Annotated in this window: 14 protein-coding genes; 9 read left to right on the forward strand and 5 right to left on the reverse strand. The window is 67.8% G+C overall.

Annotated features, from left to right (window positions below):
• The first annotated feature begins 1 nt into the window (after position 1).
• Together MMF98_RS09310 and MMF98_RS09315 are read left to right on the forward strand one after the other, a co-directional pair.
• Positions 2 to 1,087 (forward strand): phosphotransferase, encoded by a 1,086-nt coding sequence (locus tag MMF98_RS09310; protein WP_243305999.1) that lies wholly within the window; start codon positions 2 to 4, stop codon positions 1,085 to 1,087.
• Positions 1,088 to 1,132: 45 nt separating this feature from the next.
• A complete protein-coding gene (locus tag MMF98_RS09315; protein WP_243306000.1) occupies positions 1,133 to 2,407 on the forward strand; it encodes an acyl-CoA dehydrogenase family protein in 1,275 nt (424 codons plus the stop codon).
• Positions 2,408 to 2,479: 72 nt separating this feature from the next.
• Here MMF98_RS09315 and MMF98_RS09320 read toward each other — a convergent pair whose 3' ends face one another.
• Positions 2,480 to 3,172 carry a hypothetical protein gene (locus tag MMF98_RS09320; protein WP_243306001.1) on the reverse strand — a complete coding sequence of 231 codons (693 nt, stop codon included), beginning with the start codon at positions 3,170 to 3,172 and terminating at the stop codon, positions 2,480 to 2,482.
• A 61-nt stretch (positions 3,173 to 3,233) separates the two neighbouring features.
• Here MMF98_RS09320 and MMF98_RS09325 point away from each other — a divergent pair, with 61 nt between their 5' ends.
• Entirely contained in the window at positions 3,234 to 3,926 is a 693-nt protein-coding gene (locus MMF98_RS09325; protein WP_243306002.1) for a glutathione binding-like protein, read from the forward strand.
• 26 nt (positions 3,927 to 3,952) lie between these two features.
• On the opposite strand, the gene MMF98_RS09330 is transcribed toward MMF98_RS09325, so the two are convergent.
• From MMF98_RS09330 to MMF98_RS09345, 4 genes are read right to left on the reverse strand one after another with little or no spacing between them, the layout of a single operon-like run.
• On the reverse strand, positions 3,953 to 4,789 hold the full coding sequence (locus MMF98_RS09330; protein WP_243306003.1) for a 2-keto-4-pentenoate hydratase: 837 nt from the start codon (positions 4,787 to 4,789) through the stop codon (positions 3,953 to 3,955).
• A 25-nt stretch (positions 4,790 to 4,814) separates the two neighbouring features.
• The gene (locus tag MMF98_RS09335) at positions 4,815 to 5,714 is read right to left on the reverse strand and encodes an NAD(P)-dependent oxidoreductase (protein ID WP_243306004.1); all 900 of its coding nucleotides are present in this window, start codon (positions 5,712 to 5,714) and stop codon (positions 4,815 to 4,817) included.
• Positions 5,715 to 5,754: 40 nt separating this feature from the next.
• Positions 5,755 to 6,537, reverse strand: coding sequence for an HpcH/HpaI aldolase family protein (locus MMF98_RS09340; protein WP_243306005.1), 783 nt, complete (start codon positions 6,535 to 6,537; stop codon positions 5,755 to 5,757).
• A gap of 36 nt (positions 6,538 to 6,573) precedes the next feature.
• Complete coding sequence (locus MMF98_RS09345) at positions 6,574 to 7,278, reverse strand: GntR family transcriptional regulator (RefSeq protein ID WP_243306006.1); 705 nt, start codon at positions 7,276 to 7,278, stop codon at positions 6,574 to 6,576.
• Between the two features lie 55 nt (positions 7,279 to 7,333).
• Between MMF98_RS09345 and MMF98_RS09350 the strand changes: the two genes are divergently transcribed.
• From MMF98_RS09350 to MMF98_RS09375, 6 genes are all read left to right on the forward strand, one after another.
• Entirely contained in the window at positions 7,334 to 8,575 is a 1,242-nt protein-coding gene (locus MMF98_RS09350; protein ID WP_243306007.1) for an alpha-hydroxy acid oxidase, read from the forward strand.
• 25 nt (positions 8,576 to 8,600) lie between these two features.
• Complete coding sequence (locus tag MMF98_RS09355) at positions 8,601 to 9,605, forward strand: tripartite tricarboxylate transporter substrate binding protein (RefSeq protein WP_243306008.1); 1,005 nt, start codon at positions 8,601 to 8,603, stop codon at positions 9,603 to 9,605.
• A gap of 50 nt (positions 9,606 to 9,655) precedes the next feature.
• On the forward strand, positions 9,656 to 10,633 hold the full coding sequence (locus MMF98_RS09360) for a Bug family tripartite tricarboxylate transporter substrate binding protein (protein WP_243306009.1): 978 nt from the start codon (positions 9,656 to 9,658) through the stop codon (positions 10,631 to 10,633).
• A gap of 33 nt (positions 10,634 to 10,666) precedes the next feature.
• Entirely contained in the window at positions 10,667 to 11,557 is an 891-nt protein-coding gene (locus MMF98_RS09365) for a 2-hydroxy-3-oxopropionate reductase (RefSeq protein WP_341481294.1), read from the forward strand.
• A gap of 314 nt (positions 11,558 to 11,871) precedes the next feature.
• On the forward strand, positions 11,872 to 12,102 hold the full coding sequence (locus MMF98_RS09370) for a hypothetical protein (protein ID WP_243306010.1): 231 nt from the start codon (positions 11,872 to 11,874) through the stop codon (positions 12,100 to 12,102).
• 235 nt (positions 12,103 to 12,337) lie between these two features.
• Complete coding sequence (locus MMF98_RS09375) at positions 12,338 to 13,984, forward strand: ShlB/FhaC/HecB family hemolysin secretion/activation protein (protein ID WP_243306011.1); 1,647 nt, start codon at positions 12,338 to 12,340, stop codon at positions 13,982 to 13,984.

Raw genomic sequence — 13,984 nt, forward strand, 5'->3', positions numbered from 1 at the left:
CATGAGCGACTTCGATCATTTCGTCGGCACCCGTGCCGTCTCCGACAAGCACGCCTTCGACGTGGCGGCCCTGAGCACCTGGCTCGGCCAGAACCTCGAAGGCTTCGCCGGTCCCTTGAGCGTGGAGATGTTCAAGGGCGGCCAGTCCAATCCCACCTACAAGCTCATCACGCCATCGCAGAGCTATGTGATGCGCGCCAAGCCCGGCCCGGTGGCCAAGCTGCTCCCCTCGGCCCACGCCGTGGAGCGCGAGTTCGCGGTCATGAAGGGCCTGCACGGCACCGACGTGCCGGTGGCCAAGATGTACTGCCTGTGCGAGGACGAATCGATCATCGGCCGCGCCTTCTACGTGATGGAGTTCGTGCAGGGCCGCGTGCTGTGGGACCAGGCCCTGCCCGGCATGGACCCAGCCGAACGCGCCGCCATCTACGACGAGATGAACCGCGTCATCTCTGCGCTGCACACCGTGAAGTTCGCCGAGCGCGGTTTGAGCAGCTATGGCAAGCCCGGCAACTACTTCGAGCGCCAGATCGGGCGCTGGAGCAAGCAGTACGTGGCCTCGATCACGCAGCCCATTCCCGAGATGGACAAGCTCATCGAGTGGCTGCCGGCCCACATCCCGGCCAGCGCGCGCGACGAGGCCAAGGTCTCGATCGTGCACGGCGACTACCGCCTGGACAATTTGATGTTCCACCCGACCGAGCCGCGCGTGCTGGCCGTGCTCGACTGGGAGCTGTCCACGCTCGGCCACCCGCTGGCCGACTTCAGCTACCACTGCATGGCCTGGCACATCCCGCCGGGCTCGTTCCGCGGCATCGGCGGGCTGGACGTGGCCTCGCTGGGCATTCCCACCGAGGAAGCCTACATCCGGCGCTACTGCGAGCGCACCGGCATCACCACGCCCGAGGCGCTGAAGGCCGACTGGAATTTCTACATGGCCTACAACCTGTTCCGCCTCGCTGCCATCCTGCAGGGCATCGCCAAGCGCGTGGAAGCCGGCACCGCCTCGAGCGCGCAGGCCGTGAGCTCCGCCGCCGGCGCCCGGCCGCTGGCCCAGATGGCCTGGAAGTTCGCCCAGCAGGCGTAAGAAGCCAACCCCCCCGATTTACCCAGATACCCAACGGAGCCCCAGATGGATTTTGACTACTCCCCCAAGACCAAGGAACTTCAGGCCAAGGTGCTGAAGTTCATGGACGACCACATCTACCCGGCCGAAGCCCGGTACGCCGCGGAGCTGGCGGCCAACACGGCGGCGGGCAAGCGCTGGACCGCCCTGAAGACCATCGAGGAACTCAAGCCCAAGGCCCAGGCCGCGGGCCTGTGGAACCTGTTCCTGCCGGTGGACAGCGCGGCCGCCTCCGGCTATGAGGGCGCGGGCCTGACCAACCAGGAGTACGCACCGCTGGCCGAGATCATGGGCCGCGTGCCCTGGGCGCCCGAGGTCTTCAACTGCTCGGCGCCCGACACCGGCAACATGGAGACCATCGCGCGCTACGGCGACGAGGCCAACAAGGCACGCTGGCTCAAGCCCCTGCTCGAAGGCAAAATCCGCTCGGCCTTCGCCATGACCGAGCCCGAGGTCGCCTCCAGCGACGCCACCAACATCTGCACCCGCATCGAGCGCCAGGGCGACGAGTACGTCATCAACGGCCACAAGTGGTGGATCTCCGGCGCGGCCGACCCGCGCTGCGCGGTCTTCATCACCATGGGCAAGACCGACCCCGAGGCGCCGCGCCACTCGCAGCAGAGCATGGTGCTGGTGCCGGCCGATGCCAAAGGCATCCGCATCGTGCGCCCGCTCAACGTGTTCGGCTACGACGACGCGCCGCACGGCCACGTCGAGATGTACTTCGAGAACGTGCGCGTGCCGGTGTCCAATATCCTGCTCGGCGAAGGCCGCGGCTTCGAGATCGCCCAGGGCCGCCTCGGCCCGGGCCGCATCCACCACTGCATGCGCCTGATCGGCCTGGCCGAGCGCGCGCTGGAGCTGATGTGCAAGCGCGCCTCCTCGCGCGTGGCCTTCGGCAAGCCGGTGGCCGCGCAGACGGTGACGCAGGAGCGCATCGCCGAGGCCCGCTGCAAGATCGACATGGCGCGCCTGCTCACGCTCAAGGCCGCCTGGCTGATGGACGTGGCCGGCAACAAGGTGGCCAAGACCGAGATCGCGATGATCAAGGTGGTGGCGCCCACCATGGCCTGCCAGGTGATCGACTGGGCCATGCAGGCCCACGGCGGCGGCGGCATGTGCGACGACTTCCCGCTGGCCTACGCCTATGCCGGTGCGCGCACCCTGCGCTTTGCCGACGGCCCGGACGAAGTGCACCGCAACGCCATCGCCAAGTGGGAGCTGGGCAAGTACGGCAGCTACGGCCGCGATGCCGAGGCGCCGGTCACGCGCGGCGGCTGATTCGCAGCCGCTCCTGTTTTCATAGCAGGAAAAGACCGCAGGACCTGGACCTGCGGTCTTTTTTGTTTGAAATCAGAGAGAAATGTCGGTGGACAGGCCGCCGAGCGCCGCTTCGCAGGCGCTGGTGAAGATGGTGGCCGCGTGCTCCAGCGTCGGCATGTCCGACGGCGTGCACTCCATGCGCAGGTAGGCCTTGCCGCGCAGCAGCATGAGCATGAACGGGACCTCGGCCGTGGGCCCGGGTTCGGGCCAGTCCATCAGCAGCCCCGCCAGGCCCGCATCCAGCCAGGCCAGCGCATGGTCACGCTCGTCGGCCAGCACGGCATAGCGCTCCCAGAAGGGCTTGGGAATGCTGTCCCAGCCCACTTCCTGGTACATGGCGAGCCAGCGCATTTCCTCGGGCAGGTTGGGGTCGGCGGTGGTCTGCAGCGTGTCGGTGTAGAGCTGGTAGGCCTTTTTCTCGAGCGCATCCTTCAGCCGGCGGTTCATGACGAGAACGGCCACGTCCTCGTTGATGCCCAGTTCGGCGCGCGCGCGCAGCTCCTCACCGCGGATGAAGTTGCGGGAAGGCCGCCCCCGCTCCATGCGCCAGGGCTTGTTGCCGACGGTGCCTTCCAGGGAAAAGCCCTTGCCTTCGCTGCGCTCGGAAAAGGCAAAGCCCCGGGTTCCGGCCCATTCGGACACCTGGCTGCTGGCCAATTGGGAACTGGGAGCGAACGCCTCCTTGGCATCCTTGGCAAAAACCTTTTTGAAGCGCTCGAACATGGAAGCTTGATTTCCCCTAAAGTTGTGCATTATTGAATCAAACGCCCCAAAGAGGTAGCCCATGATCGAGGTTTTTTCCTGGCCCACGCCCAACGGCCACAAGGTTCACATCATGCTGGAGGAATGCGGCCTGCCCTACAAGGCCATTCCGGTCAACATCGGCAGCGGCGACCAGTTCAAGCCCGACTTCCTGGCCATCAGCCCCAACAACAAGATCCCGGCCCTCATCGACCCGCAGGGCCCGGACGGCCAGCCCATCTCGCTGTTCGAGTCCGGCGCCATCCTGCTCTACCTCGCGGGCAAGACGGGCAAGCTCCTGCCGCGGACCGACCGGGGCCGCTACGAGGTGCTGCAGTGGCTGATGTTCCAGATGGGCGGCGTCGGCCCGATGCTCGGCCAGGCGCACCATTTCAGGATGTATGCGCCGGAAAAGATTCCCTATGCCATCGAGCGCTACAGCAACGAAGCCAAGCGCCTGTACGGCGTGATCGACAGGCAGTTGTCAAGGAACCGCTATATCGCCGGCAAGCAGTATTCGATCGCCGATATCGCGATCTTCCCCTGGCTGCGCAGTTGGGCCAACCAGGGCATTGTCCTGGCGGACTACCCGCATCTGGAAAAGTGGTTTGCAGAGATCGCCGAACGCCCCGCGGTGCAGCGCGGCGTCAAGGTGCTGGCCGACCTGCGCCGGCCCATCACCGACGACAAGGCGCGCGACGTCCTGTTCGGCAAGACGCAGTACCAGCAGCGCTGAGCCAACAAGCCGCGGGCGCGTGCGCCTCAGGCCCCGGCCAGCTCCAGTTCCAGCGGCGCCAGCTCCAGGCCCTCGACCTGCATTCGCCAGCGCTGTCCGGCGCCAATGTCCCGCGGCGTGGTCAGCGTGCCGGTGGTGATGATGTCGCCTGGCTGCAGCGGTGTCGACAACGGCTGCGAGGCCAGCAGGCCGACCAGCGCCCTGAGCGCCTGCAGCGGATGGCCCAGCGTGTTGGCGCCGCCGCCGCGCTCGGCCACATCGCCGTTCAGGCTCAGGGTGACCGCGCAATCGCCCAGTGCGGCGGCCAGCGCCTCGTGCGGCGCGGCGGCCAGCCGGTACGGCTCCCCCACCACCAGCCGGTAGTGCACGCCGAAATCCGCAATGGCTTCCGAGGCCTGGAAGGACCATTCGGGGAAATGGCAATCGATGATCTCGAAGCAAGGCGCCACCCACTCGATGCACGACAGCAGCGCCTCGAAGCTGGTGGCCGCGGGGTCGATGGCCCGGCGCAGGCAAAAGCCGATCTCGGGCTCGATGCGCGGCGCCATGGCCTGGCCCAGATCGACCCGGGCCCGGCCCGCCTGCGCCATGACCAGGCTGGAGTCGTAGACATAGCCCCAGATCGGCGCCGCCGTCTTCATGGCGGCCCAGCCCGCGGGGTTGGTCAGGCCGATCTTGCGCCCGACGCAGCGCTCGCCGCCTTGGCGGCGATGGGCGGCGATGGTTTCGGCCAGCGCGTAGGCCTGGTCGGCCGACCAGCCGGGATGCCGGGCCAACAGCGGCGGCAGCGGCTGGCGGGCTTGCCTGGCGGCGAGGAATTCCCGCGCCAGGGCGTCGAGATCGAGAGGGTTCGGAACGGGCATGGTGGCGTGTCAGAAAGGAACAGGGTCAGCGGACGATGCCGGACAGGTCTTCGTACAGCAGCCCGAGCGCGGTGCTGTCGAGGTCGGCGCGGCCGGTGTTGCGCAGGGCCGCCAGCAGTTGCTCGGCCAGGGCTGCGACCGGCGCGAAGCTGGCCGCATCCTGCGCGGCAGCATGCGCAAGCCGCAGGTCCTTCTGCATCAGCGTCACGCGAAAGCCGGGTGCGTACTGCCCGTCGAGAAAGCGGCGGGCATGGTTTTGCAGCACGAAGCTCTGGGCCGAGCCGCCCAGCAGCGCATCGCGCACCTTGTCGGGATCGATGCCCGACTTGCGCGCCAGCGTCAGCGCCTCGAACACAGCCATGACCGTGCCGAACACCGCGAGCTGGTTGCACGACTTGCACAACTGGCCCGCGCCGCTGGGGCCGATGTGGGTGAAGGTCTTGCCGATGGCCCGGAACACGGGCATGCAGCGCGCCAGCACCTCGGCGTCGCCGCCGATCATGCAGCTCAAGGTTCCCTCGCTCGCGCCCTTGGGGCCGCCCGAGACCGGGGAGTCGAGCAGTTCCACGCCGGCCTGCCGCAGGCGCGCGGCGAAGTCCACCGTGGCCGGTGCGGCGATGGTGCTGAAGTCGATCACCACGCTGCCGCGCCGCAGCGCCGGGGCCATCCCGTGCGCGCCGAACAGCACCTGCTCGACGTCGGGCGTGTCGGGCAGGCAGAGGCCCACCACGTCGCACTGCGCGGCCAGCGCCGCAAGGGAATCGGCGCGCCGGCCGCCCAGCGCCACCAGTTCGTCGGCAGCGGTGCCGCTGCGGTTGTAGACCACGACGGTGAATCCCGCCTGCAGGAGGTTGCGCGCCATGGATTTGCCCATGACGCCGAGGCCGACGAAGCCGATCACGTGTTGCTTGCTGATATCAGTCATGAAAAGGTCTGTTGCTATGCCGGAGGGAAGCGCCGCGCCTTCACAGCGCAATGGCGCGCAGCATGGAAGAGCGCTCGCGCGCGCCGGCCATCAGGAAAGCCAGGTCGTTGCCCGAGAGGATGAAGCGCATGCCCAGGCCGATGTACTCCGCCATGAGCTTGGGGTCGTAGACGCCGCCCATGCCCGGATGCTTGCCGTGGCGCGCGCAGGCCGCCAGCACCTTGCGGTAAGCCTCCGGAACGCGCGGGTTGGCGAAATCCCCGTGGATGCCCATTTCGGCGCACAGGTCGTTGGTGCCGACCAGCAGCACGTCGATGCCTTCCACGGCGGCGATCTCGTCCGCGTTCTCGATGGCCTTGGGGGTTTCGAGCATCACCACCACCAGGGTTTCGTCGTTCATGCGCTGCGTGGCCTCGCCCACCGGGAGGCTGGCAAAACCCAGGCCGGGCATGTTGCCGGCGATCGAACGGTGGCCCATCGGCGGGTAGCGGCAGGCATCGACGATGGCGCGCGCCTCTTCGGCCGTGTCCACGTGCGGCACCACCACCCCCAGCGCGCCGTTGTCCAGGGCGCGGGCGCAGTGGTAGTGCTGATGGCCCGGCACTCGAACCAGCGGCGTCACGCCCGTGGCCACGGCGGCCATGGCGATCTGGCAGGCCGTGTCGATGCTCATCGAGTTGTGCTCCATGTCGATGAACAGCCAGTCGAACCCGCTGGTGCCGGCGATGGTGGCGATGTCCACGGTGCGGGCCTGGCGCAGGCCCATGCCGAGGGCGAGGCCGCCTTCCTGGAGACGTGCCTTGGTGCGGTTGATCTGGGTCATGGAATTCCTTTGTTTGAAATGAAGGGACAAGTGGGGTCAGGGAGCGAGCCGCAGCGGCGATACCGCCTCGCCGCGGCCGCCCAGGTACTCAAGCATGCGTTGCTTGCCGGCCAGGATGTGGAACTCGAAGGCGGCTGCGGCGCGCTCGACGTCGCCGTCCACGATGGCCTCCAGGATCTGGCGATGCTCGGCCTGCGATTTGCGCAGGCGCGCCGGGCCGACCACGGCATCGCGCAGGTAGAGCTGCAGCTCGTTGCGCACCGACTCGCTCATGGCCGTGAGGCGCGGGTTGCCCGCATACGCGATCAACTGGGAATGGAAGGACAGATTGCCCGCATAGAAGCCGGCGATGTCGTCGGACGCCACGGCCTCCTCCATCTGCTGGTAGATGGCGCGCAGCTGATCGAGCTGCTCGCGCGAGGCATGCTGGGCCACCAGCCGGCCCGTCACCCGCGCCAGCCCTGCACGCACGTCGTACAGGTGCAGCGCGTCCGCGAGCTCGACCTTCTTCACGAACACGCCGCGATTCGGCACGGCCACCAGCAGGCCCGCATGCTCGAGCGTGCGCAGGGCCTCGCGCAACGGGCCCCGGCTGATATGGAGCTGGGTGGCGAGCTGCAGCTCGTTGATGCGCTCCCCGGCGGGGATGGCGCCGGTCAACACCATCTGCTCGATCCGGTGCCGCACGGCCTCACCCAGTTGGCCGTGCTTCGCCTCGTCAATTCTTACAATGTTTTCCATATTGTTGACAATTATATATTAAGTGATGACAATAAAAACAGGAGACAGAAAACCGATGACCGTTGACAGCACCCTGGCGGCGGGCGCGGCGCGCGAAGCCGGCACGCCCGCCGCGTACCAGCCGCCCCAGCGCCTGCGCCGCATTCTCAGCCTTGATGATTTCGAGCGCGCGGCCCGCAGCCACCTGCCGCGCCCCGTCTATTCCTTTGTCGCCAGCGGTGCCGAGGATGAGCATTCGATGCGCGGCAACCGCGCGGCCTACGCCGAATTCGGCTTCGTCACGCGGGTGCTGCGCGATGTCTCCCTGCGCTCGCAGAAAACCACCCTGTTCGGCCAGACCCATGACGCTCCCTTCGGCATCGCGCCGCTGGGACTGTCTGCGCTGTCGGCCTACCGCGGCGACCTGGTCCTGGCCCGCGCAGCGGGCGCGGCCCGCATTCCCATGGTGCTCAGCGGCTCCTCCCTGATCCGCATGGAGGATGTTGCCGCCGAGGGCACCGGCGCCTGGTTCCAGGCCTACCTGCCGGGCGACGAGGCCCGCACCCAGGCCCTGGTCGAGCGCGTGGCGCGGGCCGGCTTTCGCAACCTGGTGATCACGCTCGACACGCCGGTGGCCGCCAACCGCGAGAACAACGTGCGCGCGGGCTTCAGCATTCCGCTGCGGCCCAGCCTGCGATTGGCCTGGGACGGCCTGTCGCACCCGCGCTGGCTGGCCGGCACCTTCCTGCAGACGCTGCTGCGCCATGGCATGCCGCATTTCGAGAACAACTATGCGACGCGCGGCGTGCCCATCCTGTCGCCGAACGTGCTGCGCTCCTACTCCGAGCGCGGCCATCTGCACTGGGCGCATTTCGACCAGGTACGCCGCCTGTGGAAGGGCAACCTCATCGTCAAGGGCATCCTGTCGCAGGAGGACGCCCGGCAGGCCCGCGACCACGGCGCCGACGGCATCATCGTCTCCAACCACGGCGGGCGCCAGCTCGATGGCGCGGTGGCGCCGCTGCGCGTGCTGCCGGGCATCGTGGCCGCCTGCCCGGAACTGCCCATCATGATCGACGGCGGCATCCGCCGCGGCACCGACGTGCTCAAGGCCCTCGCGCTGGGCGCGAAATTCGTGTTCGTCGGCCGGCCCTTCGTGTTCGCCGCGGCGCTGGCCGGCCAGGCCGGTGTGCGGCATGCCATCGGCATCCTGTCCGAGGAAATCGACCGCGACATGGGGCTGCTGGGCCTCAACAGCCTGGCCGATCTCGAACCCTCCCACCTGTTCCCCCTGGCTGGGCCGCGCGGCGCAGCCTGATCTTTCCATCCCCTTGAGCCACGAGATGAACAACAACATGACAAGAGACAAGAACATCGGCCTGAACCTGCGCCGGCTGCTGGTCCTGGGCAGCGCCGCCCTCGCCCTGCTGCCGCTCGCCGCCCGGGCGGCCTACCCGGAACAGCCCATCAACATGATCGTGGCCTACGGGCCCGGCGGCGGCACGGACATCATCGCGCGCGTCATCGTCCCGTATCTGGAGAAATACCTGGGCGACGGCGCACGGATCACGGTCCTGAACCGCCCCGGCGCCGGCGGCGCCATCGGGTTCAGCGCGCTCGCGGCAGCACCCGCCGACGGCTACACCATCGGCTTCGTCAACACGCCCAACCTGCTCACGCTTCCGATCGAGCGCAAGACCGCTTTCAGCTGGCAGAGCTTCGACCTGCTGGGCAGCATCGTGGACGATCCCGGCGATTTCGCCGTGCCGGCCGACAGCCCGGTCAAGACCCTGAAGGACCTGATCGCCCATGCCAAGGCCCATCCCGGCACGGTGACCGTCGGCACCACCGGCGTGGGCTCCGACGACCATCTCGCGCTGCTGTCGTTCGAGCGCGCCGCGGGGGTCAAGATGAACCACATCCCCTTCAAGGGCGGTGCCGAGGTATTGGCGGCGCTGGCCGGCAAGCAGATCGCGGTGGGCGCGATCAACGTGGGCGAAGTGCTGCAGGCCGTCAAGGGTGGAACGCCGCTGCGCCACCTGGGCCAGATGAGCGTGAACCGGACCGCCCTGGCGCCCGACGTGCCCACCTTCCGCGAGCAGGGCCTGGACATCGTGCTGGCCTCGCTGCGCAGCATCGCCGCCCCCAAGGGGCTGCCGCCCGCCGTCCGCGAGAAGCTGGCCGTGGCGGTGGAGAAGGCTGCTGCCGATCCCAAGTTCCAGGCCCAGGCCGCCTCGTATTTCGCGCCGCTGCGCTACATGCCGCCCGCGCGGCTCGAAGCCGACATGCGCGAGGCCGAAGCCCAGTTCCGGCAACTGTGGAAAGAGATTCCCTGGACCGACAAATAACGGCAGCGCACCGGTCCGCGCTTTCATTTCAAAAAGTAGGAGACAAACTCATGCGCCGTGCATTCCTGTTGAAAATGGCCGCCGCCTCGCTGGCCCTCGTCGCGACGCTGGGCTCGGCGGCCACCCCACCGTTCCCGGTCAAGCCGGTCCGCATCATCATCGGCTTCGCCGCCGGCGGCACCACCGACCTGGTCGGGCGCCTGGTGGCACAGCGGCTCGGCGAAGCCTGGGGCCAGACGGTGGTGGTGGAAAACCGCACCGGCGCCAGCGGCATGATCGCGGCCGAAGCGGTGGCCAAGGCCGCGCCCGATGGCTACACGCTGCTGGTTTCGCCGCAGACCAGCCTCGCGGTCGCCCCGGCGCTCTACGGCAAGGCCACCTATGACACGATGCGCGATTTCAGCCCCATCACGCTGATGGGCTCGACGCCGACCATCATGGTCGTCAACCCGGCCTTTCCGGTGAAGACCTTCGCCGAGTTCGTCGACTTCGCGCGACGCAGCCAGACGCCGGTGAGCTATGGCTCCGGCGGCGTGGGCTCGTCGCCGCACATGGCCGGCGAACTGCTGAGCGCGCAACTGGGCATCCGCCAGACCCACGTGCCGTACAAGGGCGAGAACCCGGCGCTCATCGACACGATCGGCGGGCAGGTTCCCATCATGTATGGCAACGTGTCGGCGGTGGTGAACCAGATCAAGGCCGGCAAGCTGCGGGCGATCGCCAACACCGGCAGCGCGCGCTCGCCGCTGCTGCCCGAGGTGCCGACGATCGCGGAATCCGGCCTCAAGGACTTTGCCATCGCCACCTGGTTCGGCCTGCTCGGTCCGGCCGGCATGCCGGCGGAGCAGGTCGCGCGCATCCAGCGCGACGTGGCGCGGGTGCTGGGCCTGCCGGAGGTGCGCAGCCGCTTTGCCGAGCTGGGCGTCGACATCGTGGCGAACACGCCGGAAGAGTTCGGGACCTACCTGCGCGGCGAGGTGGTGCGCTACACCAAGGTGATCAAGGACGCCGGCATCAAGCCCGAATGACGGCCAGCCCTTTCAGGAAAAAGAAGGAATATCGTGACCCCACAACGACTCGGCTTCATCGGCCTCGGCATCATGGGCACGCCCATGGCCCAGCATCTGTGCGCCGCAGGACATGAACTCTTCGTCCACACGCGCCGCCAGGTGCCGGCGGCCCTGCTGGAAGCCGGCGCCGTCGCCTGCGCCAGCGGCGCCGAGGTGGCGCGCCAGGCCGACACCGTCTTCCTGATGCTGCCTGACACGCCCGACGTCGCCGCCGTGCTGTTCGGCGACGGCGGGGTGGCGGCGGCCCTGGCGCCGGGCAAGACGGTGGTGGACATGAGTTCGATCTCGCCGATCGAGACCCGGGCCTTCGCCGGCAGGATCGGCGCCCTGGGCTGCGACTACCTGGATGCGCCTGTCTCCGGCGGCGAGGTCGGGGCCAGGGCCGCGTCGCTCACCATCATGGTCGGCGGACCGGAAGCCGCCTTCGACCGCGTCCGGCCACTGTTCGCGCTGATGGGCAAGAACATCACGCATGTCGGCGGCAACGGCGACGGCCAGGCCACCAAGGTGGCCAACCAGATCATCGTGGCACTGAACATCGCCGCGGTGAGCGAGGCGCTGCTGTTCGCCAGCAAGGCCGGCGCCGATCCCGCCAAGGTACGCCAGGCGCTGATGGGTGGGTTTGCGGCCAGCCGCGTGCTCGAAGTGCATGGCGAACGCATGATCCAGCGCAGCTTCGCGCCAGGATTCCGCATCGGCTTGCACCAGAAGGACTTGAATCTCGCGCTGCAGGGCGCCAAGGCCATGAATGTCTCGCTGCCACAGACGGCGGGCGCGGCCCAACTGATGCAGGCCTGCGCGGCCCAGGGCTGGGACCAGCTCGACCATTCCGCCCTGGTGAAGGCGCTGGAGCTGATGGCGCAGCACGACGTCGCGGGCTGAAGCCGCCCCGGCTTCTTGGGCCGAAAGGCCCCGCTTTCTGCGGCTTTCCTTGGCGGCGGCAGGCGCCTCGCGCCCCGACTCGCAGCAAGGATCAGGCAATCTGGCCGGGCTGCGGATTTACTCTAGGAAATTGGGGTGGTACCGCACCGCCCAGCCGCGCTTTGCGCAATTCGCAACGCCGCGCGGTGGGCGATCACCCTTGTCCCGACATATTGCGAAGACAAAATTGACTCAAACCTATTACATTTAGGTAGTTTCAATTTGAAACAAAATGGTGCGAGATACGATTTCCCCGTCTCAAGGAAGAGTCCGCCGTGAGCTTGTCCCTCAATAGATGCTCCTGCGCAGGAGCCGAATACGCCCGGATCACGCGCAGCGCGTGGATGCGGTTGTTCCCGTCCCGGCGCCTCTACCAGTGCAGCGAATGCCATGCACGGATCTTCGGCCTGAAGAAGGAAATGGACGCACTCAACTGGGCGATGACCACCGCGAAATTCTTCGCCGCGGCGGCCAAGCCATCCCCCTCAGGCAAATCCAGGTTCTAAGCCTCCTATCCTGCCGAGCCGCGGGAAGGCCGCCTGGTGCCGCTGAGGGGAACCAACATCGTGCGCCAAGCCCGGCGTGCCAGGCGCGGCAACCCCAGGGCCAGAGCCCGCAGCCACGCAAGCACCACACGTTCGGATACAGCCTAAAGTTGCAAAAATGCACCAGTATTTTGTCTAATTGTTGATTTTGTAACTATTTGAAATTAGCATTTCCGCTCATCCTATGGGCGGAGCCATGAGAAGAAAAAAAAGATCCGCGCACCTCGCATGCGCAGTCCTGTTGCTGGCCGCATGGTCAGCGTTTGCGCAAGACACGTTCCCCATCCGTGAGTTCCGGATCGAGGGCGACACACCTCTTCCACGCACAAGGCTGCAGGAGCTGGTGGCACCGCTGGTGGGGCCTCAACGCGGCCTGGCCGATCTGAATGCCGCGGTGCAGGCGCTGCAGGGCGCCTTTCGTGACGCAGGGTATGGCGGCATCGACGTCATCGTGCCCGAGCAGGAGCTCACCGCCGGCGTCGTGACGCTGCGCGTGCAGCAGAACCGCATCGCCCGCGTGAACGTCAGCGGCAACACGTATTTCAGCGAGGCCAACATCCGCGCCAGCCTGCCCGCGCTGCAGCCGGGCGAAGCTCCGAACCTGCGCCGCATCTCCGAATCGGTGCAACTCGCCAACGACAACCCGGCCAAGCAGGTGACCGTGGTGCTGGCCGACGGCGATGCGCCGGGCACGCTGGACGCCCGGGTCGACGTCGCCGACCAGGCGCCGCTCAAGATGATCCTGACGCTGGACAACAGCGGCACCCCAGGAACCGGCCGCTGGCGCACCGGCGTGGCGGTGCAGCACGGCAACCTGCTGGACCGCGACATCGTGGCCACGGCGGCCTACACCACCTCGCCGGACAAGCCTTCGGGCGTCACCGTCAACCTGTATTCGCTGGGCTTGCGCGTGCCGCTCTATGCGGTCGGCGACAGCCTGGACCTGATCTACGGCAAGTCCGACGTCAACACCCCCGCATCCCTGCCCACGCTGGGCGGGCTGCTGGGCCTGACGGGCAAGGGCAACATCTATGCCCTGCGCTGGAACCACATCTTCGCGCGCCGCGGCGAAACCACCAGCCGCGTCGTTGTCGGGCTGGACCGCAAGGAAATTGGCTCGCGCTGCGACCTCGGCGGCGCGCCGGTAGACATCTCGCCGCCCACGCCGCCAATCGCCACCTGCGTGCCCTACACGCTGCAGCCGCTGTCAGTGACCTATTCGGCCCAGACACTCTCCGGCGCGACGGTGTTCGGCTGGAACGCGGGCCTGATGCGCAACATCGCCACCGGCACGCGCTACACCAACCTGGACGGCCGCGTGGACCGCTACTCGTATCTCACGGCAGGCAACCGCTCCACGCGCGACGGCTTCATGGCGCTGCGCGGCGGCGCGTCGGTGCTCCAGGTGCTGCCGCGGACATGGGAGCTGCGCCTGACCGGCACGTTCCAGTACGCGCGCGACCCGCTTCCCTCGGGCGAGCAGATCGGCCTGGCCGGCGCCAGCGCGGTGCGCGGCTTCATCGAGCGTGCCGTGTCCACCGACAGCGGCATGGTGCTCAATACCGAGTTGCAGACGCCGGATCTGGCACCGAGCACCGGCGTACCCGGCACCCTGCGTGTTGCGGCCTTCGTCGATGCCGCGCACGGCACCAACCGCAATGTGGGCGCATCGGCCGTGCCTGCCCGCGCCACGCTCACCAGCGCAGGCATGGGCCTGCGCTATGCCTACGGGCGCGACGTCAGCCTGCGACTGGACCTGGCCCGCGTGGGCAACGCCGGCCCCTCCCTCACCGAACGCAGCGGTGACTGGCGCGCGCATCTGGCGGTCGTCGTCGGCTTCTAG

The sequence above is a fragment of the Variovorax terrae genome (assembly GCF_022809125.1).
GTDB lineage: Bacteria > Pseudomonadota > Gammaproteobacteria > Burkholderiales > Burkholderiaceae_C > Variovorax_A > Variovorax_A terrae.

Coding starts and splice junctions, on each gene's coding strand:
- MMF98_RS09345 (WP_243306006.1), bottom strand. CDS start 7,278: ATGGAAAACATTGTAAGAATTGACGAGGCGAAGCACGGCCAACTGGGT.
- MMF98_RS09340 (WP_243306005.1), bottom strand. CDS start 6,537: ATGACCCAGATCAACCGCACCAAGGCACGTCTCCAGGAAGGCGGCCTC.
- MMF98_RS09360 (WP_243306009.1), top strand. CDS start 9,656: ATGCGCCGTGCATTCCTGTTGAAAATGGCCGCCGCCTCGCTGGCCCTC.
- MMF98_RS09320 (WP_243306001.1), bottom strand. CDS start 3,172: ATGTTCGAGCGCTTCAAAAAGGTTTTTGCCAAGGATGCCAAGGAGGCG.
- MMF98_RS09310 (WP_243305999.1), top strand. CDS start 2: ATGAGCGACTTCGATCATTTCGTCGGCACCCGTGCCGTCTCCGACAAG.
- MMF98_RS09330 (WP_243306003.1), bottom strand. CDS start 4,789: ATGCCCGTTCCGAACCCTCTCGATCTCGACGCCCTGGCGCGGGAATTC.
- MMF98_RS09335 (WP_243306004.1), bottom strand. CDS start 5,714: ATGACTGATATCAGCAAGCAACACGTGATCGGCTTCGTCGGCCTCGGC.
- MMF98_RS09325 (WP_243306002.1), top strand. CDS start 3,234: ATGATCGAGGTTTTTTCCTGGCCCACGCCCAACGGCCACAAGGTTCAC.
- MMF98_RS09350 (WP_243306007.1), top strand. CDS start 7,334: ATGACCGTTGACAGCACCCTGGCGGCGGGCGCGGCGCGCGAAGCCGGC.
- MMF98_RS09375 (WP_243306011.1), top strand. CDS start 12,338: ATGAGAAGAAAAAAAAGATCCGCGCACCTCGCATGCGCAGTCCTGTTG.
- MMF98_RS09355 (WP_243306008.1), top strand. CDS start 8,601: ATGAACAACAACATGACAAGAGACAAGAACATCGGCCTGAACCTGCGC.
- MMF98_RS09315 (WP_243306000.1), top strand. CDS start 1,133: ATGGATTTTGACTACTCCCCCAAGACCAAGGAACTTCAGGCCAAGGTG.